Source organism: uncultured Erythrobacter sp. (assembly GCF_947502395.1).
Classification (GTDB): Bacteria; Pseudomonadota; Alphaproteobacteria; order Sphingomonadales; family Sphingomonadaceae; genus Erythrobacter.
The window spans coordinates 202,507-227,476 of record NZ_CANMZM010000001.1 but is presented as its reverse complement, the minus strand read 5'-3'; the positions used below and the strand labels follow the sequence as shown (position 1 = coordinate 227,476).

23 protein-coding genes and 1 tRNA gene are annotated in these 24,970 nt (G+C 56.4%); 5 read left to right on the top strand and 19 right to left on the bottom strand.

Translation table 11 applies throughout. The features are described 5' to 3' along the window. Positions 1-32 precede the first annotated feature (32 nt). The 3 genes from Q0778_RS00990 to Q0778_RS00980 all read right to left on the bottom strand — a co-directional run bounded on the left by Q0778_RS00990 (position 33) and on the right by Q0778_RS00980 (position 3,958). Positions 33-1,667: a DNA polymerase Y family protein gene (locus tag Q0778_RS00990; RefSeq protein ID WP_298333376.1), complete on the bottom strand. Its 1,635-nt coding sequence runs from the start codon at positions 1,665-1,667 to the stop codon at positions 33-35. Then, positions 1,558-2,457 carry a recA-like protein gene (locus Q0778_RS00985; protein WP_298333374.1) on the bottom strand — a complete coding sequence of 300 codons (900 nt, stop codon included), beginning with the start codon at positions 2,455-2,457 and terminating at the stop codon, positions 1,558-1,560. The genes Q0778_RS00990 and Q0778_RS00985 overlap by 110 nt, the downstream gene beginning before the upstream one ends. Positions 2,458-2,551: 94 nt before the next feature. Continuing rightward, entirely contained in the window at positions 2,552-3,958 is a 1,407-nt protein-coding gene (locus tag Q0778_RS00980; protein WP_298303106.1) for a sodium-dependent transporter, read from the bottom strand. A 323-nt stretch (positions 3,959-4,281) separates the two neighbouring features. Between Q0778_RS00980 and panB the strand changes: the two genes are divergently transcribed. Next, positions 4,282-5,154: a 3-methyl-2-oxobutanoate hydroxymethyltransferase gene (panB, locus tag Q0778_RS00975; protein WP_298333372.1), complete on the top strand. Its 873-nt coding sequence runs from the start codon at positions 4,282-4,284 to the stop codon at positions 5,152-5,154. Here the strand turns inward: panB and Q0778_RS00970 are convergent. The 6 genes from Q0778_RS00970 to Q0778_RS00945 all read right to left on the bottom strand — a co-directional run bounded on the left by Q0778_RS00970 (position 5,144) and on the right by Q0778_RS00945 (position 13,998). Continuing rightward, positions 5,144-6,112, bottom strand: a complete 969-nt coding sequence (locus Q0778_RS00970; protein WP_298333370.1) for a bile acid:sodium symporter family protein — start codon at positions 6,110-6,112, stop codon at positions 5,144-5,146. The genes panB and Q0778_RS00970 overlap by 11 nt on opposite strands. Before the next feature lie 46 nt (positions 6,113-6,158). Continuing rightward, positions 6,159-7,625, bottom strand: coding sequence for a tetratricopeptide repeat protein (locus tag Q0778_RS00965; protein WP_298333368.1), 1,467 nt, complete (start codon positions 7,623-7,625; stop codon positions 6,159-6,161). Beyond that, complete coding sequence (gene prsR / locus Q0778_RS00960) at positions 7,618-8,982, bottom strand: PEP-CTERM-box response regulator transcription factor (protein WP_298333366.1); 1,365 nt, start codon at positions 8,980-8,982, stop codon at positions 7,618-7,620. The genes Q0778_RS00965 and prsR overlap by 8 nt, the downstream gene beginning before the upstream one ends. Beyond that, a complete protein-coding gene (prsK, locus tag Q0778_RS00955; RefSeq protein ID WP_298303096.1) occupies positions 8,982-11,129 on the bottom strand; it encodes an XrtA/PEP-CTERM system histidine kinase PrsK in 2,148 nt (715 codons plus the stop codon). The genes prsR and prsK overlap by 1 nt, the downstream gene beginning before the upstream one ends. Positions 11,130-11,131: 2 nt before the next feature. Continuing rightward, on the bottom strand, positions 11,132-12,517 hold the full coding sequence (locus Q0778_RS00950; RefSeq protein WP_298333364.1) for a TIGR03013 family XrtA/PEP-CTERM system glycosyltransferase: 1,386 nt from the start codon (positions 12,515-12,517) through the stop codon (positions 11,132-11,134). Between the two features lie 146 nt (positions 12,518-12,663). Next, the gene (locus Q0778_RS00945) at positions 12,664-13,998 is read right to left on the bottom strand and encodes a short-chain fatty acyl-CoA regulator family protein (protein ID WP_298303091.1); all 1,335 of its coding nucleotides are present in this window, start codon (positions 13,996-13,998) and stop codon (positions 12,664-12,666) included. A gap of 149 nt (positions 13,999-14,147) precedes the next feature. Between Q0778_RS00945 and Q0778_RS00940 the strand changes: the two genes are divergently transcribed. Beyond that, positions 14,148-15,746: an isocitrate lyase gene (locus Q0778_RS00940; protein WP_298333362.1), complete on the top strand. Its 1,599-nt coding sequence runs from the start codon at positions 14,148-14,150 to the stop codon at positions 15,744-15,746. A gap of 120 nt (positions 15,747-15,866) precedes the next feature. Continuing rightward, the gene (locus Q0778_RS00935) at positions 15,867-16,046 is read left to right on the top strand and encodes a hypothetical protein (RefSeq protein ID WP_298333358.1); all 180 of its coding nucleotides are present in this window, start codon (positions 15,867-15,869) and stop codon (positions 16,044-16,046) included. 286 nt (positions 16,047-16,332) lie between these two features. Here Q0778_RS00935 and Q0778_RS00930 read toward each other — a convergent pair whose 3' ends face one another. From Q0778_RS00930 to efp, 5 genes are all read right to left on the bottom strand, one after another. Then, complete coding sequence (locus Q0778_RS00930) at positions 16,333-18,132, bottom strand: SLC13 family permease (protein ID WP_298303085.1); 1,800 nt, start codon at positions 18,130-18,132, stop codon at positions 16,333-16,335. A gap of 80 nt (positions 18,133-18,212) precedes the next feature. Next, complete coding sequence (locus Q0778_RS00925; protein ID WP_298333355.1) at positions 18,213-18,998, bottom strand: hypothetical protein; 786 nt, start codon at positions 18,996-18,998, stop codon at positions 18,213-18,215. A 167-nt stretch (positions 18,999-19,165) separates the two neighbouring features. Further along, a tRNA-Leu gene (locus Q0778_RS00920) sits at positions 19,166-19,250 on the bottom strand. A 45-nt stretch (positions 19,251-19,295) separates the two neighbouring features. After that, a complete protein-coding gene (locus Q0778_RS00915) occupies positions 19,296-20,114 on the bottom strand; it encodes an inositol monophosphatase family protein (RefSeq protein ID WP_298303081.1) in 819 nt (272 codons plus the stop codon). A gap of 6 nt (positions 20,115-20,120) precedes the next feature. After that, positions 20,121-20,681, bottom strand: a complete 561-nt coding sequence (efp, locus tag Q0778_RS00910) for an elongation factor P (protein WP_247272426.1) — start codon at positions 20,679-20,681, stop codon at positions 20,121-20,123. A gap of 276 nt (positions 20,682-20,957) precedes the next feature. Between efp and Q0778_RS00905 the strand changes: the two genes are divergently transcribed. Beyond that, complete coding sequence (locus tag Q0778_RS00905; RefSeq protein WP_298333353.1) at positions 20,958-21,374, top strand: elongation factor P; 417 nt, start codon at positions 20,958-20,960, stop codon at positions 21,372-21,374. A 9-nt stretch (positions 21,375-21,383) separates the two neighbouring features. Here the strand turns inward: Q0778_RS00905 and thiE are convergent, their stop codons facing one another. Further along, complete coding sequence (gene thiE, locus Q0778_RS00900; RefSeq protein WP_298333351.1) at positions 21,384-22,022, bottom strand: thiamine phosphate synthase; 639 nt, start codon at positions 22,020-22,022, stop codon at positions 21,384-21,386. A gap of 138 nt (positions 22,023-22,160) precedes the next feature. On the opposite strand from thiE, the gene Q0778_RS00895 reads away from it, so the two are divergent. Beyond that, positions 22,161-22,592 carry a hypothetical protein gene (locus tag Q0778_RS00895; RefSeq protein WP_298333349.1) on the top strand — a complete coding sequence of 144 codons (432 nt, stop codon included), beginning with the start codon at positions 22,161-22,163 and terminating at the stop codon, positions 22,590-22,592. Between the two features lie 10 nt (positions 22,593-22,602). On the opposite strand, the gene Q0778_RS00890 is transcribed toward Q0778_RS00895, so the two are convergent. From Q0778_RS00890 to Q0778_RS00875, 4 genes are all read right to left on the bottom strand, one after another. Continuing rightward, positions 22,603-23,079 (bottom strand): hypothetical protein, encoded by a 477-nt coding sequence (locus Q0778_RS00890; protein ID WP_298333346.1) that lies wholly within the window; start codon positions 23,077-23,079, stop codon positions 22,603-22,605. 9 nt (positions 23,080-23,088) lie between these two features. Then, complete coding sequence (locus Q0778_RS00885) at positions 23,089-23,979, bottom strand: fructose bisphosphate aldolase (RefSeq protein ID WP_298333343.1); 891 nt, start codon at positions 23,977-23,979, stop codon at positions 23,089-23,091. A gap of 84 nt (positions 23,980-24,063) precedes the next feature. Continuing rightward, positions 24,064-24,522: a PaaI family thioesterase gene (locus tag Q0778_RS00880; protein ID WP_298303066.1), complete on the bottom strand. Its 459-nt coding sequence runs from the start codon at positions 24,520-24,522 to the stop codon at positions 24,064-24,066. Positions 24,523-24,541: 19 nt separating this feature from the next. Beyond that, on the bottom strand, positions 24,542-24,970 hold the full coding sequence (locus Q0778_RS00875; RefSeq protein WP_298333341.1) for a nuclear transport factor 2 family protein: 429 nt from the start codon (positions 24,968-24,970) through the stop codon (positions 24,542-24,544).

Here is a 24,970-nt window from a genome sequence, read left to right as displayed (position 1 = left end):
CCAAGCCGTTTATAGAAACTTTCCTAGACTTTTCATACATCTATACCGTGGAGAAACCAATCCGGGATGCCCCCCCGCCCATCACCTGCGAGCCCTGAACGATAGATCCAATAGCGCGCGCCTTTCCCATCCTCGATGCGGTAATAATCGCGCAAACGCACACTCGAACGCTCACGCCACCATTCGGGTGCAATCCGCTCAGGTCCTTCGACACGGGCGACTTCATGCACACGGGCACGCCATCGGAAACGCTGCGGGTAGCCATCAGGAGAGGCATACAGCACCGCAATTTTCTCAGGTCGATCAAGCAGTTTGAGCGGTCTTGCGCGGCGGCTTGTGAGAGTGTCGGGGGCGGAGATGGGAGCAAGCGGAGCCTGCCAGCTTTGTGCGCGCTCGGGCACGTGGCTCGCATAGGCGACCGGGCGGCGCACAGCATGGGCTCCAAGCCTGACGCTCAGCCGGTCAATACAGGCGGAAAGCGAGGTGCCGTGTCTCTCAGCTGCCTCTTCGACATCACCTTGGCTTGCAGCAAAGGGTTCCGCCCAGTTGGCTCGCAAACGCACGGTCTCAATCCCGAAGCCTGCCTCAATCCCGTCTAACTTTTCAGCAAATAGCCTTGTGATATGTGCTGGATCGCGGGTGGCAGCAGCGAGTTCTAGACGGCGCACAATCACCTCACCATCAACCCTCCACATGCCGAGCTCGAGCCGCCTTGCCCCCTGCCCCTGCGCTTCGAGTTCGCGCGCCATATCCTGCGCCAAGTCTTCCAACACTTGGTCGAGGAGCGAGCGATGACGCAAAGGTTCCATCAAGCGGCGTTGCACCAAAGGCATATGCTGCGGCACCACAGGGAGGAGTGGCTCAGGTACGCGACCGAGCAATTGATCAAGCCGGATCAGCGGGTTTGCGCTTGGAGACTTGCGACCGCGGAACCGGCGGTGAAGCGCGTCGCGTGCAGCGGCCTCAGTCCGGTTGATGGCGCCGGTAGTGATATCGGCAAGATCGCCGAGACGTTTAAGACCAAGACGGCGAAGTACGGTGAGGACGTCAATATCAAGCCTCAGCGCTGCTGCGGGCAGGTCGGCAAGCTGGCGCATCATGACGTCTCTATCGGAAGAGCTATTCAAGATAGACCCACGCGGTCCATAGTGAGCCAGCGCCCAGGCCGCACCTGCCGTGGGAGCAATGCTCGCGCGCACTGCCAGGTGGCGCTTAGCAAAGGCGCGCTCCACATCGGCAAAGAGCCTCCGTTCACCGCCGAAGAGGTGCGCGACCGCTGTTACATCCACCAGCACCCCATCGGGCGGATCAAGCGCGCTCCATGGCCCCCAGCGCTGGGCCCACACAGCCAGTTTCTCTAGGAAGGCAAGATCACCCGCTGGGTAAGACGGAGCGGTCTGCAACTGCGGGTAGAGCGCCCGCGCATCAGCGAGCATCATGCCTGAACGCGCACCTGCAACGTGCCCAGCCTCATTCACCGCATCGATACGCGGGCCGTGAGCGGTTTCTGTGATCAGGACGGTAGGCGGTTCCTCTACCCCCTCTGCTCTCTCCTCACTATCGGCGAGCGACAGCCGCCAGCGATCGACCGAAAGTCGCGCGCACCAGATTGCCAGAATACGGCGACCGGCTTGTGGTGGGGTGTTTTGGGAGTGAGAGAGGGACATTTGTAGACTGCTCAAGAGGACGTTTGGGTTGCTTGGGAAGAGTACGGACCCGCAATCGCCCTTCTCCTTGGTGCTCACCCCCTTGGCCCCCGTCCTCAAAGCCAAGATCCCATTTCCCCGGGGCATGGCTACGCGCCCGGAACAGTTCCGCCTGCCACACAGCCTCCCCCGGTCCATTCATATTCCAACGTGGAGCTGACGAAACACCGGGTCGCGCGCGCCACCGCATGCGTGCCGAGGACAAGTCCGCCTCAGCCTCCAACCGCACCAGCCACAAGGCCACACCGTGCTTCTCTGCCGCCAGGCTAAGCCTTCGCGATGCGGTGAAATCGAGTGCGCGTGGATTGCCCACAATCTCTCCGATCACGCAGGCGAGGTCCCGGCATTTAAGCCCCTCTTCCAGAGCAAATAGCGCATCCTCAGGCCTCCGCGCTTCGACACAGATCACCCGATCACGCCATTCATCTGGCAGGGCATGAAGGTAGGGTCGACCGTTCATCTCCACCGCGCGTTTATCCTGCACCCACAGGAGCTGCCGCCGGTCCTCCGCCTCAGCCAGAACATCCTCATGTCCATCCGTAATCGCTAAAGCATCACGCGCCAAAGCCAGCGCCAACCCCACACCGCTGGCATCGCGGCTACTTGCAAAAATCTCGTTATGCAGCGGCTGATCGGCCAGCCCCGGACGCCAACGCGTCTCCCGTTGCTTGGATAGCGCAGCAATATCCTTGACCGAGAGGCGCGGGAGCGGCGGCATATTGGGCCGAGAAAGAGAAGCAGGCTTGGTCATTGAAACACATCAAAAGACTCATAGTGAACCCTTTGTTCCTATTATGTTCCATATATAAGGAGCGATTGCAACTCGCAATCGCTCCTAGTTCCTATTAACCAGTCAGACCCACAACCAAGATTACCGCCAGTACAATCGGGCACACATAGCGGACCAAAGCGCGCCATGTCTGATGAAGGACGCCATCAAGGCCGTTCTCTTTATCAATCAACCGCGCATCCGCGATCCAACCCACAAAGATACACGTCAGGATTGCGCCAATGGGCATAAACAGCTTGGCTGTAACCCCATCGAGAACATTGAAAAGATCCTGTCCCTCAAACAAGGCAAGCGAGGCTACCCCTGGAACAGGCGCTCCCCAGAACCAACCGGAAAGCGCACCCAGAACCGCAGCCCCCGTGCCTACAATGATGGTTGCTACCGGACGCGCCAGCTTAAACTTCTCAAACACCCACGCCGTTGGTGCCTCAAGCAGTGAGACCGAGCTGGTGAGAGCCGCGAAGAACACCATGATGAAGAAAGCCAGTCCGATAAGCGAGCCAAACGGCATCGCCTGAAACGCAATCGGCAGCGACTGGAACATCAAACCCGGACCGATGCTTGCAGACAGGCCGGCGGCAAACACAATCGGAAAGATTGCAAGACCGGCAAGCAGCGCAACCCCCGTATCCGCACTTGCGATAATCCCGGAAGTCTCGCCCAAATTGGTCTCGCGATTGGCATAGGCACCATAAGTCATCATGCCTGCCACACCCAGGGAGAGCGAGAAGAACGCCTGCCCAACAGCCGCCAACATCACTTCCCCGGTCAGTTTCGAGAAGTCGAAGGTAAAGAGATAGGCAACAGCTTCGTTGAAATTACCGGTGAAGGCGCCATAAATCGTGATCCCCAGGAACAGCAGGAAGAACAGCGGCATAAGATAAACCGCGACCCATTCAATCCCGCTCGACACACCGCGCGAGACGAAAAACATCGTCACTGCGAGGAAGCCGAGATTGAGCCCGACCATAAGGCCACCATTGCCAAACAGACTTGGAAGCAGGCCCTCGATGTCTTCAGCCGCACGTCCTTCAAATGCGCCTCCGGTAAGCCCTGTCTGGAACAGGTCGCTCGCAAAGACGCCAATGTAGTAAATCACCCAACCGCCAACGACACAGTAGAAACTGAGGATCAGAAAGGCGGCAAACACGCCCATTGAGGCGAGTACGCTCCATCCTTCCGATGCCTTGGAATCGCGCGCAACACGCCGAACACTTTCAGGCGCGTTGGCCTGTCCATGGCGGCCAATCAGTACCTCGGACAAGAGCACCGGCAAACCGATGAGCAGCACACAGAAAATGTAGAAAAGGACGAAAGCCCCACCACCGTTCTCGCCCGCTTCTGCGGGAAAACGCCACATGTTGCCCAGCCCCACAGCCGAACCCACGGCTGCCAAAATAAACGCGCTGCGCGATGACCAGTTCTCGTGACCAGCTCTAGCACCCGAACCTGCTGCTGCCATGTTTTGGTATTTCCTCTCATCAGCGCTTGTATTGAGCGCCATCCCTCGATTCAGTCAGACGTTGTGCAACGATTCTCCCCCCGCGCCAAGGGCTGACTTGGGAGAATACGTGCAAGACTGACAATAAGCCGCTCGACAACATGCACAGCCAGCAATTCTCAAAAGCTATCTTGCGCATCGGCAATCGCTTTCACATCGGTTTCACAAAACCTTTGATAGTCCTGTTAAGCGATCCAATCACCTCACACATTCAAAGATCCGCAGCAAATTCGAAACTCAAAAGCATTGCCGAATACGAACTCCCAGCGTTAGAGGACTTCATCATGTCTACAACATTCCAGCTCGATACGAGCACCAGCCGAGCCACCCCTACACCAAAGCCGCGCAAAAGGCTGACCGTTCCGCGCATTCGCGATCGTAAGAAGGACGGTCAAACCAAAGAGCCGCTAGTGATGCTTACAGCTTACACCGCTCGCCAAGCCCAACTGCTCGACGCTCACTGTGACATTCTCCTCGTGGGCGATTCCTTGGGTCAGGTTGTTTACGGCCTCGATTCCACACTTCCTGTAACAGTCGACATGATGATTGCTCATGGTGCCGCTGTCGTGCGCGGCAGCTATCACAGCCTTGTGGTCGTCGACATGCCCTTTGGGTCGTATGAAAGATCAAAGGAGCAGGCCTTTGACACTGCGAGCCGGATCATGGCCGAAACAGGGTGTGCAGCGGTCAAGCTTGAAGGTGGTGAAGCTATGGCAGAGACCATTAGTTTCCTTACCAATCGCGGCATTCCGGTGATGGCGCATGTCGGTTTGACGCCTCAAGCGGTCAATGTGCTTGGTGGGTACGCCGCGCGTGGCCGGTCTCAAGAAGAACATGACAAGATCATTGGCGATGGCATGGCCGTCCAGAATGCTGGAGCTTTTTCTGTCGTTGCTGAAGGCGTCCTTGAACCCATCGCCATCGCACTAACAAAATCGCTTGAGATCCCGGTGATTGGAATCGGTGCATCAGCCCAGTGTGACGGGCAGGTACTTGTGACAGAAGACATGCTCGGGATGTTTGAGCGCGTGCCGCGTTTTGTGAAGCGGTACGAGGACATTGCGAGTGTCATCGACAAGACGGTTGCGCAATATGCCGAAGAGGTGCGCGAACGCTCCTTCCCGACGGCCGATCAAACCTACCAACCTAAGAGCTAGCCTTCTTTGCCAGTATATTCGCCAGTGGCGCTGCGATCATCAATTGGAGCAGATGATAAAGCAGCAGCGGGGCAATCACGAAGCCGGCCACATCAGGTGCGAACAAGATAGCGGCAAGTGGCGCACCGATTGCGACGCTTTTCTGCGCGCCGGCAAAGAGGAACGCGATGCGATCCTCACGGGATATCTTGAGAATATTGGCCATTAGCCAAGCGCCACCTGACGCCGCGATCAAATAGAAAATGATCAGGCCAATGAGCGCCAACCAGCCAATTGGACCAAAAATTTGCCCCAAACCTTGCTCGACCGCTCCGGAGAAGGCGACATAGACTGCGATCCCTATCACAATCCGATCGAGCCAAGCGACATTGCTCTTACGCTCTTGAAGCCAATCAATCGTCCATCCCTGCACCGCCTGACCAATCAAGAATGGCAAGATGAGAATCACCCCAATGCGGACAATCGTTTCGGTCCCGATATCCGCTGCCTCGCTTCCTGCTAGCAATGCGAAAAGCGGCGCAGTGATGAAGACCCCAGCAATGTTGATGAGAGCTGCTCCAACAACCGAAAGCGCGACATTGCCGCCTCCTAGGCTAGTGTAAGAGGTTGCGGATTGGATCGTCGAAGGCAGTGCGCCAAGGAACAGGAACCCCAAGGCTACCAGCGGTGGGAGCAGGTTTGTGGCCACGTTAGAAAGACCAAATCCGATAAGTGGCATCGCTCCAAAGACCCATGCGAAAAGAGGCAGGAAGAAACGCCAATTCGCAAGCCCTCTTGCAATTTCTCCCCGAGCAATCCGCATGCCGTTGACAAGAAAGAGGAGAAATATTGCGACGTTTGAGGTCGCTTGAGCGATTATTCTCGCCTCCCCAGTTGCGGGGAGGACACTGGCCAAGAGCGTCGCTAAAAGCAGGACTGCGATCATCGGATCAGCAAGGATGGATAAGCGCTTGAGCATGGGTCAAGCGCCCTGCCCGCTCAGGAACCGATTGTCGAGCCGCGCTCTAACGGAATGGCGCTGGCAAAGTATCTGCCAAAAGCGCATTTGCTTGCGCAGCATCGCTTTCGTTACCGAGTTCATGCGCCGCTTTCGCCCTCAGAGCGAGCACAGCAGGATCACTGCCTGCCCCTTGTGCAATGGCCGTATCCAGCAGCACCTGAACACGTAACCAGTCGCTTTCCTCGGCGCTCAGCCTGGCAAGGACGATCATCGCATCAAGATTGAGCGGATCACCTCTAAGATACCGCGATGCAACCGCCTTAGCAGGCTCACTTTCACCAGCTTCAAGCATTGCGGCGATGAGTTTGCGGGTTAGCGGCCAAGACCGACGAACTTTGGCTGAAACCTGATAGGCTTCAATCGCAGGCAAAGGATTGCCTCCAGCAAGAGCTATATCACCCACAAGCGAGAACGCGTCGCCTGACTGAGGAAACTCGCGTAGAGTTTGATTAGACACTGAACGAGCCACGCTCAAATTCTGCGCTGCGACCAGATTCCGCAAACGGTTCGTTGCAGCAGGAAGGGCTTCGTCTTCTGACAAAACATAAATTGTTTGACTATCGAGCTGACTTGCTCGCTCAAGATAAGGAATGGCGGTCTCACGATTTCCCATCCTCTCTAAAGCGCGCCCGACAAGCATGGTAAGATATGAAGAGGCACTTGGTCGCCCGGCTATCTCTTCGAAACGATCCGCAATTTGGCTGTCTCGTCCCCCTTGCCACCAAGCCTGTGCCAATAACTCCTGCACGCGCACGTTGGCAGGTTGCTCGTCCGCCAAAGCTTCGAGCGTGTTTGCCGCAGTATCATAATTGCCTTGCTGCATATTGATCATTGCGAGCAGCATTCTTGCGGCGGGCACGCCGTTTTCGACATATCGGCTGCGCTCAAGCAGTCTCGCGGCCAATCCGGGGTTATCAGCGCGAGCCGCCAGCACCGCCTGAAGATAGTACGCTTGCGGCTCATCGGGTGCAAGCTCAGCAAGATCACGCACTGCCAAGAGCATATCGCGGTTATACCCGAGATCACCCAAGGTCGCGGCATATTCTCCCAATATCTCAGGATTGTTTGGGTCGATAGAGGCTGCAGATTCAAACCACGGCAAAGCTTCTTCCAAGCCATTGGCATCGCGCACCATCTGAGCTCGCAGCAGAAGCGCAGGCGCATAACTCGGTCCGAGTTGGAGAGCATAGTCAGCCGCTGCGATCGCGCTTAGTTGTTCCCCGCCCAAAAAACGCAGCCGAGCAATATCTACCCAAAGCCCCGGATTCTCAGGCTCAATCTCAAGCGCCTGATCGTAGGATTGCCCCGCAGCGGCAAGATCACCCCAACGCACATGCCGCCGCGCTTCCTCAACCGCGTCCATAAAGGCATCGCTGCCGGTGAGTTGCGTAGAGCTCGCCGGCGCAGGATCGCTGGAACATCCGGCAGCCAGTAATGCCAGCACAGAGACAAGGGCCAAACGCTTAGACATGGAGATCGTACTGCTTCAGCAGATCGTAAAGTGTCGGGCGGCTGATACCGAGCAGTTTGGCGGTGCTAGAAATATTGCCTTCGCTGCGAGCCAGCGCATGACGGATCACCCTGCGATCGGACTGCTCGCGCGCTGATTTAAGGTTCAGGACTTCTTCGCCCTCTTCATCGTCCCCGTCGAAATCAAGGTCGGCAGCGCTCACTAACTTGCCATCGGCCATGATCACCGCGCGTTTCACCCGGTTTTCAAGCTCGCGCACGTTGCCCGGCCAATCGTGTCCATCGATAGCCTTGAGCGCATCCGGCGCGAAACCCGTGACTGAGGGGTTCATTTCTTTCGCAAATCGCTTGAGGAAGGCCTTGGCCAAAAGCACTCCATCGCCGTGACGCTCTGCTAAGCCGGGGATGCGGACGACGATCTCGGCCAGCCGATAGAAGAGGTCTTCCCGGAAAGTGCCCTCCGCAATCATGCCTTCTAGGTTCTGGTGCGTGGCACACACGATCCGCGTATCGACAGCAATGGTCTTGCGCCCACCAATCCGTTCAATTGTGCGTTCCTGCAAGAAGCGAAGGAGTTTGACCTGAAGTGGCAATGGGATGTCACCTACCTCATCGAGAAAAAGCGTGCCGCCATTGGCGCTTTCAATCTTACCTTCAGTAGTTTTCACCGCGCCCGTAAAGGCGCCCTTCTCATGCCCAAACAGTTCACTTTCAAGCAGATTCTCAGGGATCGCAGCGCAATTGATAGCAACGAAGGGCTTGTCGCATCGATTGCTCGCATCATGCAGGCCTTGAGCAAGCAGTTCTTTGCCTGTCCCACTTGCTCCCAATAGCATAATCGAAACGTTAGTTGAGGCCACGCGCTCGATCGTCCGGGCGACTTTCACCATCTCCGGTGCGCCCGTAATCAGTCGGCCTAGCACCGTTTTATCTTCGCTCGCATTGGCAACGAGGCGACGGTTTTCGTCTTCAATAGTGTGTAGATTGAACGCGCGGCGTACGATCAAACCGAGTTGATCAATATCAACCGGCTTCTGGTAAAAATCATATGCTCCGTGCTCAATCGCCTGGAGTGCGCTTTCCCGTGCCCCATGACCGCTGGCAACGATGACTTTGGTATCAGGCTTCAATGCCATGATCGCATCAAGCACAGCGAAACCCTCGGTCGTCCCGTCAGGATCAGGCGGCAGGCCAAGATCGAGCGTCACGACTGATGGAGCCTCACTGCGCAACGCGGCGATGGCGCTGTCACGGTCGCCAGCGATGACGACTTCGAAATCCTCATAGGCCCATTTAAGCTGTGCTTGCAGGCCTTTATCGTCTTCAATGACAAGCAGAACAGGTTTCTTGTCGGCCATCAGGCAACCTCTTTATTTTCTGGTGTTGATCCGTCAGGAAAGGAATGCTTGGAAGCGCTCGCATCGATCATGCGCACCGCTTCTGGTATGGGCAAACTCACCGAAAAACGCGACCCGATGTTCTCGCGAGATTCGACCACAAGACGGCCTCCCATCGCCTTGATCATCTCGCGCGCTTCAAATGCTCCAATACCGAAGCCACCCTGTTTGGAAGAAACGAAGGGTTTGAAGAGGCCGGTGCGCAGGAATTCGGGTGACATGCCCACACCTGAATCGACCACTTCGAGCAAACCTGTGAGCCCGTCTCTCACTGTGTTGATAATGACCGGTTCCCCATTCTCGCTAGCATCGACCGCATTTTGGACGAGATGAAGTACAGCTTGTTCCACCCCCTCACCATCAGCCAGCACAATCACACTATCGGCTCGTGCAAGCTGAACAGGATGCACGCCTTTGAAGCGTTCGCAAACATTGGCTGCAAGCGCAGCAAGGTCGAGTTCTTTGGCGGCCTGCGTATGACCAGCGCCATAACGACCTAGACGAGATAAAAGGGCGTTCAGCTTGTCACTGGAATTGCGCAAGGTGACGAGCATGTCGGCTCGAAAATCGGGATTGTCCGCATGCTTTTGTGCATTGCCTGAAAGCAAGGAAAGCTGGCTCGCGATATTCTTGATATCGTGCATGACGAACGCCATGCGCCGATTGAATTCGTCGAAGCGGCTCGCGTCCATCAGCGCCTGCTGACCGGCCTGTTCAGCAAGGTAGCTGGCAAGTTGATGTCCAGCGACGCGGAGCAGATCAAAATCCTCCCAATCAAGCCGGCGTTCGATCCGTGGGCGCGCTAAGACAATAACTCCGACCAGACGATCGAAATGAATAAGCGGCACTAGGGCCCAGGCATCTTCGGCTTCGCTCAGCCAATCGGGAATATGGGCAAGCTCACCAAAGTACTCGATGCCTGAACGCGCCTCATCGAGGGCAAGGATATGATTGTGCTGCTCAAGAAGGCTTGGCAGCAGGTAATCGCTGGCAACCGCAGGCACATCGAGCGTGGCCCAATTCCACCTGGCATTGAGTTCGAGCTGCGCTTCCTCATTCGGCATCAATAGAAGGCCTGCAGGGCTATCCGTAATGTCGGCAATCGCCTTGACCGAGCGCTCTTTGAAGCTACTGCCAGGGCTCGAAACATGGCCGATAGTGCGAGTGAAGCGCAGCCATTCCTCACGGTAGTCATAGCGGTGCTGAAACAAATGCTTGGCCACCATGACTCGCAAGGACCGGCGTACTCTTTGCGAGGGTAGCCAGATGATGGCTGCGGCGATCCCAAGAACAAGGAAAGCAATCTGGCTGGCGCGGCCCACGTCGCCGCCCAGCAATGCAAGGCTGCGCGTGACGAGAACCATCACGATTAGATAGGTGCCGATGACCAACAATGAGAGTGTTTGGAAGGTAACAGCTCTCGATGGCCGAAATTCCAATCCGGCACTACTCGAATTGGCTCCAATCGCCATCATCACTGCCATAAAGCCCGCAACAATCCCTTGAAGCGCGACGAACGCTGGCGGGTTGGCCTCGCCCAGATAGGCCAGCGTATGGAGGTTGAGGTCGTAACCAAAGAACGCAGCCAGACCTATCCCGCTCCAAAGAATTATCCGCCGCGAGGAAGATGCCGCGCCAGCGTAAAGATTGTGCAAAAGAACCAACGATCCAATTGCGATCATCATACTAAAAAGATCGCTGATTTCGCGTGCAAGCTGCATCACTTGCGGGAATGCGCTGGCTTGGGTCTCAACCAAGATAAGCAAGAGCTGAAGCAATTGAACCAAAGCGAGGGTGACGACCACAGGCCGCGTTGGTTTCAGGCTTTCGTCACGACCATCCGCGGCAAAAAGCTGGAAAATGACAGCAAGAAATGCCAGGTTGCGCGCCGTTTCAGCGATGGTAATTGCGACCGTTTCTGGTTCTGAAACGATGGACAGGCTGCACCATACCACCGTCGTCGCAAGTGCTACCAAGGCGGCTTTGCGATCAGGCCGTAACCGATCACCTGCGCGAGCGATCCACACGCCAGCACCCGCAGCGGCCACTCCGCCAGTAAGGTAGCAAATCAGTGCAATCATCGCTTCAAGATCGGAAAAGCCCAGCACTTTTAGCGCGCTCCTTCAGGCCACAGGACCACGCGCACTGTCTGCAACAGGATCACAAAATCGAGGAAGGGCGTGTAATTCTTGGCGTAGTAGAGATCGTATTCGAGCTTCTTCCGGCTGTCCTCAGTAGAAGCACCATAAGGATAGTTGATTTGCGCCCAACCGGTGATGCCCGGTTTGACCATGTGGCGCTCGCCGTAGAAGCGAATTTCTTCTTGCAGGTCATCCACAAAGGTCGGTACCTCGGGGCGCGGCCCCACAAAGCTCATCTCGCCTTTGAGCACGCTCCAGCTTTGCGGCAACTCATCGATGCGCACCTTCCTAATGAAGCGCCCGACGCGGGTAATCCGATTGTCATTCTTTGACGCCCATTTTGCCCCGTCTTTTTCCGCGTCGACGCGCATCGAACGAAGCTTGATAAGATAGAATGGCTCCCCGAACAGCCCAACGCGTTTTTGCTTGAAGAAGGCCGGTCCTTTGCTGTCGAGCTTGACGAGCAGCGCGAACAGCAAAATGACGGGTACTGTCAGAAACAGCAAAATTAGGCTGGCGACGACGTCAAACACACGCTTCACCGCGCTCGACAGCATGCGGCCACTGGAAAACCCATCGGAGAAGATCAGCCAGCTGGGATTAACAGTATCGAGATCAACCCGACCCGTTTCCCGTTCGATGAAGCTCGAGAAATCGTTGACGTGGACACCCTTGGTCTTGATCCGCAAAAGATCGGTCAGTGGAAGCGAGTTGCGTCGTTCTTCAAGCGCGAGCACCACTTCGCTCACACCCAAGTTCTCCACGAACCGACCAAGGTCATGAATCGCATCGCGAGCGATTGCTTCTTCCACGACCCGCTCAGGCTCTCCCATCGAGATGTACGACACGATCGCAAAACCGGATTCGGGTCGGTCGCCAAGTTCGCGAAGGCGCTGTGCTCTCCCCCCTGCGCCAAGAACCATCACGCGCCGACGAAAGGCGGATGAGCCGAGGAAGCTGTTGAGCAGCAAACGATCCACTACAAGTACCAGGATCGAGAGCCCCATCGCATAGAGCAATGTCGAACGCCAAAAGGTCTCGCCGGGCAAGAGCCAGTCGATCGCCGCCAAAGCGATGATCCCCAGACTGATCGCGACCAATAGCCGAGCGCTCGCAAATCGAAGGCTTCGCAACGAGTTGGGCCCGTAGACCCCAACCGCGATCATCGCCAACCAGACCACTCCGGCCGACCCCAACAGCGGCAACCAGCGCTCATCGATAGGTCCCGGATCCATCCCGATTTGGCCTGCCCGCAACTGCCACGCCGTCTCGCTCGCTAACACGAGAAGCCCGAAGTCGAGCATGCCAAGAAGCATGACCGCATGGGGTATGTAGTGTTTGAACAAACGGATCATTACTGCGCGAAGCCTTGGGCCTGAGGGACGTTTCCAATCCTCCCTTTACGCAGGAGTGTTTAAGTGTCGGTAAACTTTACAGTGCCCTCGTGAGGCCCATAAATGCGGGGCCATCCAGAGTTAACGGGGCTTAAGAGAATACACGTTTAGTTCCGTCCAACGGCCAAGCGGGCAGGTGCTGGTGTCAAGCAATCTGCACGCCCACAGCGGGGACACCCCACTCCGAGTGGCACTGCATCTTGAGGGTCAAGCGAGACACCACGCGCTTGAGCCAAGACGCTTGCAAACCTTGCTTCTAGCCCAAGCACGATCGAACGCCGTGCAGAACAAGCGGCTCCGTCGACCTCAATTGTACGCGCCATGGTGAACCAGTGCTTAGGCGCAGCTTCGCCTTCCCCGAAAGTCACAGCCTGCGTGTGCATTGTACCTCGGCTCTCGAAAGCAGCGTAGGGCGCCCAGGCGGGCCATCTTGCGCCGTCCAAAGGGTAGAGCGCCCCGCTTGCGCCGGTGCTGAAATGAACTAGTCGCCCCGTTCGACCGAACCAAGCGGTGAAGAAGGGCAGCCCGCGTTCCCCAACGCGCTGAAGGGTAGTAAGCCTCTGTGCAAGCTGGTCAAAGCTCACTGCAAATCGGCGGGAAAGAATGGGCAGGTCATAGCCGGTCTGCTCGCATGCCCTCAGGAACCGACCATAAGGCATGAGCAATGCCGAGGCGACATAGTCGGTGACATGTTCGCGGAACCTCTCGCGCGCTTCGGTTGATGTCAGGTTGCTGCCTTCAACCACCAGTTCAATTTCTTCGCGCTGCTCCAAGCTGGCGATCTGGCGCGCGATTTGGAACCTGCGGGCCGCCCCGCCCAGCATTTCAGAAAGCTGCAATTGCCGGGCGTGCAAGTCGAGCCGGTGTACGAGGCCCGGCACCACTTCGGCGGGGAGCACACGCACACTGAGCCTGTGCTGTTCACGAAGACGTTCGATCAAGGCTACGCTGATATCTCCGCGCGAGAGGCGCAGCTCATCTGCGAGCCTTTCGGCACTGTGGTCGAGATCAGCAAAGTGGTTTTGCCAGCGCTCTACCGCTTCGCGCACTTCGCCAATTGGATCCTCTCCGCCGGCCTCGCGCTGATCTGAATTGTCATAGAGCCGCGCGAATGCCGCGGCAGCCTGAGGCGCTGCCGATAAGAACTCCTGTAACTCTTCACGGTCAATATTGAGGTCAACAAATCGCTTGTCCGCCATCCGGCGTGCAAGGCCATCAATGCCTCCAATTGCCTCATCTTCGCGAAGGTCGCGTGGATCAAAGTCGAAGCGTTCGATCACTTGTACAAGCACCCGTGCGGACAAAGGCCGCTGGTTACGCTCGATCAAGTTCAGGTAGCTGGGTGAAATACCCAGGGATGCTGCCATGGCAGCCTGGGTAAGCCCTTCGCGTTTGCGCAGACGGCGTAGGGATGGTCCAGCGAGGAGTGATGAGTCAGTCATACCGTCTTTGTAAATATATTTACAGCATTACACAAGAATTGCCGAGATTGGCGCGATAGAGACAATAAAGTCTGTAAGTTTTTCTGTTGTGCTGCGCTGCACCATGGCAAGAAGCGGTCATACCTCTCACACCGATTAAGGACCTCCCCATGACCTATCAAAACAAGATTGCCGAAATGGGCAACACCATCGCAGCTGCTGGCCCTAGCTGGGGTGCAATCGACCCAGAAGCGGCTGCTCGCATGGCGATCCAGAACCGTTTCCCCACCGGTCTCGACATTGCCAAATACACCGCAAAGATCATGCGCGCCGATATGGAAGCCTATGACGCTGACCCCACGCACTACACGCAGTCGCTGGGTTGCTGGCACGGGTTTATCGCTCAGCAAAAGATGATCTCGATCAAGAAGCACTTCGGCTCCACGAAGCAGCGTTATCTCTACCTCTCTGGCTGGATGGTTGCCGCGCTTCGCAGCGAGTTTGGTCCCCTTCCCGACCAGAGCATGCACGAGAAAACCAGCGTTCCTGCGCTGATTGAGGAGCTGTACACCTTCCTTAAGCAGGCTGATGCCCGTGAGCTTGGCGGCATGTTCCGTGAACTCGACGCGGCACGCGACGCTGGCGACGAAGTGAAAGCCAAGCAAATCCAGAACGACATCGACAATTACGAAACGCACGTCGTTCCGATCATTGCCGACATCGACGCTGGCTTCGGTAACGCCGAGGCCACTTACCTCCTTGCCAAGAAGATGATCGAGGCGGGCGCTTGCGCACTCCAAATCGAGAACCAGGTGTCTGACGAGAAGCAATGTGGTCACCAGGACGGCAAAGTGACTGTTCCTCACGAAGATTTCTTGCAGAAGATCCGCGCCTGTCGCCACGCTTTCCTTGAGATGGGCGTTGAAGACGGTGTCATCGTTGCCCGGACCGACTCGCTCGGCGCTGGCCTCACCAAGCAGATCGCTTTCTCAAAAGAGCCAGGCGACCTTGGCGACCAGTACAACGCCTTCCTCGACTGCGATGAAGTTGATCCAGCCAACATCACCAACGGCCAGGTCTTTATTAGCCGTGACGGCAAGCTGATGGCGCCCAAGCGTCTTCCATCGAACCTTTACAGCTTCCGCCCTGGAACGGGCGAAGATCGCTGCGTCCTTGATTGCATCACTTCGCTGCAAAATGGCGCTGACCTGTTGTGGATCGAGACCGAGAAACCCCACGTGGAGCAGATCGCTGGCATGGTAGACCGTGTTCGCGAAGTCATCCCGAACGCAAAGCTGGTTTACAACAACTCGCCTTCGTTCAACTGGACACTCAACTTCCGTCAGCAAGTGTTCGACGCTTGGGAAGAAGCAGGCAAGGACGTCTCCGCATACGACCGCGATCGTTTGATGAGCATCGACTATGACGCGACCGATCTCGCTATCGAAGCCGATGAGAAGATCCGTACCTTCCAGTCTGACGCTGCGAAACGTGCTGGTATCTTCCACCACCTGATCACTCTGCCGACGTACCACACGGCGGCTCTGAGCACGGACAACCTCGCCAAAGAGTACTTCGGTGAACAAGCAATGCTTGGCTACGTCAAGAACGTTCAACGCGAAGAAATCCGCCAGGGTATTGCCTGCGTCAAGCACCAGAACATGGCTGGCTCTGACATGGGCGATGACCACAAAGAGTACTTCGCTGGTGAAGCAGCCCTTAAGGCTGGTGGCAAAGACAACACCATGAACCAATTCGCTGCAGCTTAATCTGGCTTGAGAAAGGGTCCCGCAGGGTTGGTCAAAAGACTGGCCTTGCGGGAACCGAACCAACCCTTCATTAGCTTGACTATCATCCGGTCTATCAAAGGCCCATGGAAGAGAGATACGATGAGCGATACCGATACCCCGAAGACAGAACCAAGCCGCGCCCGCGCGCTTCTTTCGACTGCTGACATGAAGCTCTTGCGCCGCGCGCTTGAGAGCCATGCGCGTGGCACGGAAGACCGCGAGGAGCTGGCCAAGATTAACGCCCTGCACCACCGCCTTGGGACATATGTGCCAAGCTAAAATCTAGGGCCTCCCCCACATCAATTTCTCCTGGGGAGGAGAACACGGCCATCAAGCGGGATTTTGATCCTGCTTGGTGGCCGTAACTGTTTGTGCACCAGCTTAGGGTTTCGCCTCCATTCGCCATTACAACGAAATAAGTTTGAGACACTTGAGACACTGTCCAAAGGCGAAAAATCAATCGATCACAGAAGGGCTATTTGATCGGGAAAAGCGTTTGAAGAATGAGCGTCAAATTTCGCATCTGCTACTCATCGCAGAACGCGAAGGAGTAGGAAAACTGGGCTCACAGCCCATAGCTCATCACCAATAAAACCGACAATGTCGCCACCATGATCACCACCAAAGGCACACCAGTGCGGATGTAATCGGCAAACTCATATTTGCCCTCGGCCATGATGAGCATGTTGGTCTGGTAAGCAATCGGCGTCGCGTAACACAGGTTACAGCCAAACAGCACAGCCAGCACCAGCGGCTCTGCGGGTAGGCCCAATGTCGCGGCGATGCTAAAGGCGATTGGTGTGCCAACAGTGGCTGCGGTCGCATTGGAGGCGAAATTGGTCAGCACCGTCACAAATGCCATGATCGCTGCAAGCACCAGGGCTGGTGGCAAGTACACCAGCCCCAGAGATAAGCTCTCGCCCAACCAGGCTGCCGCGCCGCTTTCATCGATGAACCGGCCAATGGTGATGGAGGCCGCAACAAGGACTATGACCTGACCTGAGAGTGCCCTTCCTACCCGGTCAAACTTTACACAGCCGGTCACAAACATCAGGATAGCGCCCACAAGCGCGCTGATTGCGATGGGGAGAATCCCGAGGGCGGCCATGACCACAGAGAAACCCATGATCGCCGTCGAAAGCACAGCCTTGGATCGGCGAGGAAGCTCCCGCGCGCCTTCCAGCATCAGCAGAGCATCTGCGCGGGCGAATTCTTGAAGGTCAGGTTCGATGCCCATCACCAGGAGGACATCGCCTTCCTTGATGCGAAGATCGCCGCCGTCAGAATATTGGTCGCGCTCTCCCATAAGGCGATCTGGCCGGTGAATGCCGAGCACCGCAACGCCGTAAAGGTCAGCGATGCCGGAGCTGGGCAAAGTGCGCGTAATAAGGCGCGAATCTGCCGTGACGGTCATCTCGACCACCATCTGGTCGAGGCTCTTGGCAGAGGCAGTTCGCTTAATCCGGTCGATAACCCAAGACGGCGCAAGCTCGCCGCGAAGGGCGCGCGTTGCGTCCTCTAAAGCTTCGTGTGAGCCGGAAATGTGAACGCGCTGCTGCGGCTGGAAGGGGCCTATCGGATTGCCATGGAAGGTGATTCCGGAGGGCAGCTTTTCCTCGATCTCCTTCAGCTCATTTCCGGCCAGCATCGATTCGTTGCCAACTCTAAGTAGTGTATGGAACATCCTCGCAGTAGCCGCCGCCTCGACGCTGTTGTCCTTGAGAAGGCGCGGCATGACGAGCCACATATAGGGAATAGCGACAAGCGCTGCGCCGAGCACAATGGGGGTGAAATCAAACACCCCGATTTCGCGCATACCCAAGTCTACCGCGATCGAGACCACAAGAATATTGGTCGAGGTGCCGATTGTGGTGGCAAGCCCGCCAATAAGGCTCGCCGCGTTCAAGGGCATAAGCGTCTTGGAAGTCGGCAGCGCGCCTTTGCTCGCCAGTGCTGCAAAGATCGGGATCATCAACACCAAAACCGGCGTATTGTTGACAAACATCGACAGCACCAGCGCAATGATCAGAGAGATCAGCAGACCCAATTGCAGGTTGAACTTAAACAGTCGTTCCAGAATGCGCGCAGCAGGCTCTAGAGCGCCCGTCACCACCAGACCTCTGCCCATTATCATGAGTGCGCAGATGGTGATGAGCGCATAGTGACCGAACCCGCCAAAAGCGAGTGCAAGCCCATCAATCGGACGCGCATCAGGCAATGGGAAGAAATAGAGCCCCACCGCAATCACTGCGATGGTCAAAAGCGAAACAATCTCAATGGACAAACGCCCGCGGACGAACTCGATAAACATCAAGACCGTGACGGCCATTGCGGCCATAGCGTGATAGGAAGGAAGCTCGATCATGGTCAGCGTCTGCAGCCTGATGTCTCAATTTGCGGATGCGATGGCAAGTGTTTTCGCGGAGATGCAATGGTCACAGGCCGCTACCCTTTGGCGTCCTGCACGTCTTTTGGGTCGGCAAGTGTCGAAAACACCCTACCCTGCACCATCCAGGAAACACCATAGGTCAAAAGGCAAATCGTCTCACCGACATAAATAAGCCTGTATTGACGGACCACTTGCTCATCGAGGAGGAATGCGAGCCCGGTCGCACCAAGTGAGAGAAGGATGATTGTGCCCGAGATTCGGTAAAACCGATTGCGCGACTTCTTGGTTGGGATGAGCTCACCGTCGGGACCGACTTGATCCGGTGTCACGCGAGTGAATACGAAAAAGCAGAACCAAGCGAGGATCAGAAAAACGATCACTGAAGCCCAGAGGTGTACTTGGTCGCTTACCAGTTCAAAAATGACACGCCCGTTGAACTCATCCTGTTCGACCTCATTCAGCATGATCCAGCCATCTGCCGGGAACAACGCGACCAGGAACATGCACACCCCGCAAAAGCTGGCCAGCGTCGCAATTTTGGAGTGCCATCCCTGATAGGCAAACATCGCTATGCCCAGGAAGATGAGGCATCCGACAAAGATATCGCCCAATAGGAACTCTTGATAATAAAAGGCGCTGAGGCTTTCGGTAAAGTCGCCCAATTCGAAAACGCTCAGAATTAGCCCGCCAAGGGCCAGCACGACGGGCATTCCAAGCGCGACATAGCCAATGATCGCCGCCAGTCGCTTCTGCGTGTTGCGCTTCACCGGGTTCTGCGCATGGACATTGCCTTGTTCGAGCGGATAGCGCTCTTGGCCCACTTCAAATGGCTGTAATCGCATGTGATCCCCCAATCCGATCGGTTGCCGCTAACAGCAATCAAGGGATTATAGAAGTGGCGACGTGCGACGAACTCACCAGGTTGGAAAGCTTAACCACGCGCCCCCAGTCACCCTGAGGTCGTCCCACAGCGTGAGCAGAGAGAACAACGGCGCGGAAGGGTAGGAAATGGTGCCCCTGGCCCGACTCGAACGGGCACTCCGTTAGGAATTCGATTTTGAGTCGAACGCGTCTACCAATTCCACCACAGGGGCACACCTGCGAGAAAGCAGAAGCGCGCTGTTAGCTGGGTGCGGCGATTACCGCAAGCTTCCCGCTAGAATCTTGTGCAATTTGGAATGCAAAGCATCGTTTGCAGCCAAAATCTGCTTCGAATGTATTTGTTCAGAGCGTCCACGATAGTCGGAAACAAACCCGCCAGCTTCACGCACAAGCAAACAACCTGCAGCCGTATCCCAATCGTTGAGCCCGCTTTCCCAGAAGCCGTCAAAACGACCCTGAGCCAAATACGCAAGATCAAGCGATGCGGCGCCAAAGCGGCGGATGCCGGCGACTTCTGGACCGATGGCTCCGAAAATGCGGCTCCATTCTGCAAAGTCACCGTGCCCCTGGAAAGGGATGCCCGTGGCGATCAGCGCGTCGGACAGATTGCGGCGTGCAGAAACACGCAGACGCGCATCTTGCAGCCAGGCACCCCGGGTCTTTTCGGCCCAGTAGGTTTCGTCATTGATCGGGTTGTAGATCACCCCGGCGGAGACCTCACCCCACCCTTTCCCGTCAAGGCGTGGTTCCTGCACCGCGATGCTGATCGCGAAATGGGGAATGCCGTGAAGGAAATTGCTGGTCCCATCGAGAGGATCAACAATCCACCGTGGCTTATCCGGAGCGCCTTCGATGACCCCAGCCTCTTCCATGACAAAGCCCCAATCAGGGCGTGCATGGAGCAGCTCGTCATAGATTGCGCGCTCTGCCCGCATATCGGCTTTTGAAACAAAGTCTGCGGGTCCCTTGCGGCTCACCTGCAGATGCTCAACCTCGCCAAAATCGCGCCGCAAACGCCCGCCCGCCTTGCGCGCAGCGCGCTCCATCACGCGGATGAGGCCTGAAAACATGCTCATGGGAAGTTAGGCCTTCCCAACATAGGTTTGTTCGTAAACGTCAACGATGATGCGCGTGCCGCTTTCGATGTGGGGCGGCACCATGATGCGCACGCCATTGTCGAGCACGGCTGGCTTGTAGCTGGACGAGGCGGTCTGCCCCTTCACCACGGCATCAGCCTCGGTGATCTCGGCCTCGATTTGTGCGGGAAGCTGAACACTGATCGGCTTTTCTTCCCACAGCTCGAGCATGACCTGCATACCGTCCTGCAAGAACGGGCGCGCGTCGCCAAGAAGGTCGTTGGGCAGGTTGATCTGCTCGTAAGTGTTGGTGTCCATGAAAACGAGCATGTCGCCGTCCTCATAAAGGAACTGATAGTCCTGTGTATCGAGGCGCACTTTCTCAACCGTGTCGGCGCTGCGGAAGCGCACGTTGGTTTTGCGGCCATCTTGCAGGTTCTTCATCTCGACCTGCATATATGCGCCGCCTTTGCCAGGCTGCGTGTGCTGAATCTTGGCAACCTTCCAGATGCCTTTTTCATACTCGATGATATTGCCGGGACGGATATCGACGCCGCTGATCTTCATGGGACAAGTGCTTTCGAAAGGTGTTGGCGAAAAGTGTGGGAGCGCCGCGCTTGCGTGAACCGCGCAGTCTGGAAAAATAAGCCGCGCCAATAGCCGTTCAGACCTGCCTCGGCAAGCGCAGTGGGACGAGCAGTGGGACGACAAGGGGACGACAAGGGGACGACAAGGGGACGACAAGGGGAAACTTGGACCTGCGTCACAAGGATTTACGGTTAATGCGCTGGTAGTTCACAGGGTAAACACGTATATCTCGTGCCAATAGGTGCTCAAAACTTCATGCGAACATTCATTATCACCCTTCTGACGGTAAGCGGCGCGGTTCTCGCGACGGCAGGACCGGTGTTTTCTCAGTCTGAAGAGCGCGGTGGAACAAAGCAGCCCGTGCTTCCTATCGGCGGGATGCTCCGCACAATGCCACATGGTGTATATGAATGCGCACTGCCTGGGGATGCGGGCGGCAGCGCTTACGGAGTTGTGGCAACGGAAGGTTTCCGGATCAGCACTGCCTCTCGCTACACCGATGACAATGGCGATGGCACATACATCCTTCGTGGCAACAGGCTGACCTTCACCGCTGGTCCCAAGAATGGCCAGCGATTTGAGAGGGTTGGTCAAAATCAACTGCGTAAAGTGGATGTAGAAGGCAAACGCAGCGAGCTGCTTTGCACAAGGCTCGCCGACCGCCGCAGATAGCGCGGCTCCTTAGGCTGCGCTGTCAATAGCAGCCTTGAATGCAGCGATCGCCCTCTGTTCGTCGCCATTCCAGACTGCGCCCGACACCGCGAGGAAATCCGCCCCCGCGGCGACCAGCGGTGTGCAATTGTCGGGCGTAATCCCGCCAATCGCCACAACCGGGATTTCGAACAGCTTTACCCACTGCTCAATCATTTCGAGTGTGGGGCGCTCAGCATCGCCCTTGTCCTTGGTCGTGCTGTCAAAGAAAGCACCAAACGCCACATAGTCCGCCCCTGCCTCACCCGCTTCCATCGCCAGATGTATACTGGCGTGACAGGTGACACCGATTTGAGCCTCGTGACCGAGCTCCCCCCTCGCTTCTTTGGGATCGCCATCATCCTGTCCCAGATGAACGCCGTCGGCTTTGAGCCGCTTGGCCAGCGGAACACTGTCATTCACGATGAATGCCACCTCATGCGCTGCGCAGATGGAATGAAGAGGCTCAGCAAGGCGCGCGGCTTCATGCTGGTCGACACCCTTCACCCGAAACTGAAACGCAGTGATCAAGCCCTTTCCCGCTTCCAATGCGCGGGTCAGTCTTTCGGGAAAGTCTCCACCAACATCGAGAGGGGAGATTAGGTAAAGTTGTGTTGCCAAGTCGTTCATAATTCTCGCCATAGCGCCGCAAATACGACCCGCCAATGCCCGACTGATGCACCTAACTGTCCGAGCGCGGCACATCCCCATTAAGCGATCCCCAGATTGTGGTTATCGTGGTATTAACATTGCAAAGGAGATCGAGCGATGAATTGGGCGACGATAAATTGGGCGACCCGGATTTTGATGATGCTAGGTGGCGCGGCGATGATAACATCTGCTCCCGTATCCGCTCAATCGCAATATCAGCCCATTATCGCCTACGATCTCACCTTCTTTGAGCGGGCAAAGGTCGGTCCACTTGAGATTACTCCCTTTGGCGTGGTGCGCGACCAGCGCTGCGCCGATGCTCGCTTTTGCTATCGCCCCGAGGACCTGCGCATCTCCGTCATTTTGCATGACCAACGTATTCCGCGCGAAGTCGTTCTAACCCTTGGGCAAGCGACCCAAGTTCCGGGTGGTGTTCTTGTGCTGCGCGATCCCGGCACACGCCCACGTTCTCGCGGGGCGTTGGCCTTGACCGAATATGCGCTGGATATCGAGTTTATTCCCACACCAAGACGCGGCCGCCGACTTTAGCTGGCGGCGTTCACTCGATCTCAAATCCTTGAGATTCTAAGGCGCGGTCAAATTCTACTGCATCGTCCAGCCGGATGAAGATGCGGGACTTACCCTTTTCAATTGGATCTTTCAGCTCAAGGCAGCGGTTCGGGTGCGCAATCGCAGCGAAATTGATGATGCCCTTCTTATCAAGCGCACCCTGTTCCCAAGCGGATGTGATGCGTTTCACATTTCCAAGCTCGACCTTAAGGATCTTCATCGTTCCTAGCCGCAATGTGAGCACGCTTTCGCAGAGCTCATGCGGCAAGCGCTTCATTGAGAGAATCCACCAAACGAGCCAGATCGCACCGAGCGCCGAGATTGTGGTGAGCGTCCGCCCGATCATTGGCCATTTGAGCGCGACGAAAAAGTGCACCACAACCAACTCAATGAGCGAAATCGCAAAGAGGACCCACATCATCGGCGCAATGCCTTGATGATAGGAGAACTCAACCTTTTCGCTCACAGCATGACTCTATCCAGCGACGCTTGCCGCCTGAATTTGATCGATTGCCTTGCCAAGAGCGCCGTCGAATTCGTCATCTGACTGGCTTTTACGCAGATCTTGCAGGAGACCACGGCTGAAGCTTGCAATCATGCCGGGGTTCTTGGCAAGTCGGTCGCATGCGTCGTCGGTTGAAAAACCACCTGAAAGCGCCACTACGCGCAGCACGTTGGGGTGCTCGATTGCAGGGGTGTAGAGGCCCTCCTTCACCGGGATTGAGAGCTTAAGCATCACCTTGCGACCCTCGGGAAGGGCATCAAGGTTCTTCATGATTTCGGCGAGGAGGATGTCTTCACCTTCAGCGCGGTCTTCGGCTGTGATGTCATATTCCGGCTCAATCATTGGGACGAGCCCGGCATCGGCGATCTGATTTCCAACATCAAATTGCTGAGCAACAACCGCCGCGATGCCAGCTGGGTTGGCCGATTTGATGACAGAGCGCATCTTGGTGCCAAACATGCCGTTGGCGACGGACTTTTCAAGCAGCGCGGGAAGCTTGTCCAAGGGCTTCATCAACTGCACGCCATCGGTTTCGTCAGCGAGCCCCTGATCGACCTTGATGAAAGGCACAATGCCGCGCGCTTTAAGAGCATCGGCGGTGGACTTGCCGTCAACCTCACCATCCATGGTCTTCTCAAACAGGATCGCGCCGATGACCTTGCCACTGCTGAAGCATGGCGAAGTGATGACCCGGCTGCGCATTTTATGTATCTGAGCAAACATTTCATCATCGCCCGACCATTCGCCGTCCTCAACACCATATCCGCGAAGCGCCTTTGGAGTGGAGCCACCTGATTGGTCCAGCGCTGCAATAAAGCCCTCGCCCGTGGCGATCTTGGCGGTCATCTGTTCTTGGTTCATCTTGGGAACGCCCCTCTATGCATTCGTATGCGTAAATCTCATCGGCCCTTTAGCCAGAGCGCGTGGTGCCCGCAACCGACCTTGTCAGGTGCGTGGTGAGAATTTGCGGATAATGCCAGTAAAGCTCAACACAGGCTTTGCATCACCGGTTATGAGACCGCGAATGAAGATGGTCTTGCCACCCCCTCGAGTGACCTCACCGCGCGCTTCCATCAATGCGCCAGGGCCCGCCGCGCCAAGAAAATCACTCGACAGGTTCATGGTCACGCCCATTTGGTCTACCATTTCATCAGTCGCGATGGCGAACAGTGCGAAATCGGCGAAGGTCATTAGGCACCCACCGTGCATCGACCCCGCGCCGTTCATATGGCGCTCCTCGGCACGGAAAGCGCTAAGATAACTTCCATCATCCTCACGCCGCATGAAGAATGGGCCAGACGCCGTCTCAAAGGGGTCATGATTCCAGTTATACCAACCAGCAAATTCACCCTCTTGGCACTGGACTGCATTGCCATAGCCATATTCGGTTTTCTGCTCAGTCATAAGGTGAAATATCCTCGGATCATCGCCACAATTGCAGCGCGCGGATAGCGTCACACAGCTTATCGCCGGGCACGGTTGGTGCAATCGAACGTTCGGCTAATTGCCAACGGCGCTTGATTGTCCCGCGACGCCAAAGATCAGTTAGAAGAAATGTTCCAGACCAATCGCTTGCGCCGATTTTAAGCTCAAGATCGACCTGCCCAGAATACCAAGCGGCAGAGCCGTACTTGCGGGCGGAGGCCTCATGAAAACGGAACCCTTTACAGACGAGGCCCCGGTCAAGCCCTGCCAAAAAACTGGGACGATCGAGCAATGCAGGCGGCTGAGTGCCAAACAGCATCAGGCAGTCGCGTGCGACCATAGAGCGCACTTCATCAGGGTCACGGTTCATCCACGCGCGCATCAGGCGTGTCTCATCGACTTCGAGTTCGGCTTGAATTCTGCTCAT

What these genes read in the sequence shown, in the direction of transcription:
- Q0778_RS00990 (WP_298333376.1), bottom strand. Translation starts at nt 1,667, where the DNA reads ATGTCCCTCTCTCACTCCCAAAACACCCCACCACAAGCCGGTCGCCGT.
- Q0778_RS00985 (WP_298333374.1), bottom strand. Translation starts at nt 2,457, where the DNA reads ATGACCAAGCCTGCTTCTCTTTCTCGGCCCAATATGCCGCCGCTCCCG.
- Q0778_RS00980 (WP_298303106.1), bottom strand. Translation starts at nt 3,958, where the DNA reads ATGGCAGCAGCAGGTTCGGGTGCTAGAGCTGGTCACGAGAACTGGTCA.
- panB (WP_298333372.1), top strand. Translation starts at nt 4,282, where the DNA reads ATGTCTACAACATTCCAGCTCGATACGAGCACCAGCCGAGCCACCCCT.
- Q0778_RS00970 (WP_298333370.1), bottom strand. Translation starts at nt 6,112, where the DNA reads ATGCTCAAGCGCTTATCCATCCTTGCTGATCCGATGATCGCAGTCCTG.
- Q0778_RS00965 (WP_298333368.1), bottom strand. Translation starts at nt 7,625, where the DNA reads ATGTCTAAGCGTTTGGCCCTTGTCTCTGTGCTGGCATTACTGGCTGCC.
- prsR (WP_298333366.1), bottom strand. Translation starts at nt 8,982, where the DNA reads ATGGCCGACAAGAAACCTGTTCTGCTTGTCATTGAAGACGATAAAGGC.
- Q0778_RS00950 (WP_298333364.1), bottom strand. Translation starts at nt 12,517, where the DNA reads ATGATCCGTTTGTTCAAACACTACATACCCCATGCGGTCATGCTTCTT.
- Q0778_RS00945 (WP_298303091.1), bottom strand. Translation starts at nt 13,998, where the DNA reads ATGACTGACTCATCACTCCTCGCTGGACCATCCCTACGCCGTCTGCGC.
- Q0778_RS00940 (WP_298333362.1), top strand. Translation starts at nt 14,148, where the DNA reads ATGACCTATCAAAACAAGATTGCCGAAATGGGCAACACCATCGCAGCT.
- Q0778_RS00935 (WP_298333358.1), top strand. Translation starts at nt 15,867, where the DNA reads ATGAGCGATACCGATACCCCGAAGACAGAACCAAGCCGCGCCCGCGCG.
- Q0778_RS00930 (WP_298303085.1), bottom strand. Translation starts at nt 18,132, where the DNA reads ATGATCGAGCTTCCTTCCTATCACGCTATGGCCGCAATGGCCGTCACG.
- Q0778_RS00925 (WP_298333355.1), bottom strand. Translation starts at nt 18,998, where the DNA reads ATGCGATTACAGCCATTTGAAGTGGGCCAAGAGCGCTATCCGCTCGAA.
- Q0778_RS00915 (WP_298303081.1), bottom strand. Translation starts at nt 20,114, where the DNA reads ATGAGCATGTTTTCAGGCCTCATCCGCGTGATGGAGCGCGCTGCGCGC.
- efp (WP_247272426.1), bottom strand. Translation starts at nt 20,681, where the DNA reads ATGAAGATCAGCGGCGTCGATATCCGTCCCGGCAATATCATCGAGTAT.
- Q0778_RS00905 (WP_298333353.1), top strand. Translation starts at nt 20,958, where the DNA reads ATGCGAACATTCATTATCACCCTTCTGACGGTAAGCGGCGCGGTTCTC.
- thiE (WP_298333351.1), bottom strand. Translation starts at nt 22,022, where the DNA reads ATGAACGACTTGGCAACACAACTTTACCTAATCTCCCCTCTCGATGTT.
- Q0778_RS00895 (WP_298333349.1), top strand. Translation starts at nt 22,161, where the DNA reads ATGAATTGGGCGACGATAAATTGGGCGACCCGGATTTTGATGATGCTA.
- Q0778_RS00885 (WP_298333343.1), bottom strand. Translation starts at nt 23,979, where the DNA reads ATGAACCAAGAACAGATGACCGCCAAGATCGCCACGGGCGAGGGCTTT.
- Q0778_RS00880 (WP_298303066.1), bottom strand. Translation starts at nt 24,522, where the DNA reads ATGACTGAGCAGAAAACCGAATATGGCTATGGCAATGCAGTCCAGTGC.
- Q0778_RS00875 (WP_298333341.1), bottom strand. Translation starts at nt 24,970, where the DNA reads ATGAGCAGAATTCAAGCCGAACTCGAAGTCGATGAGACACGCCTGATG.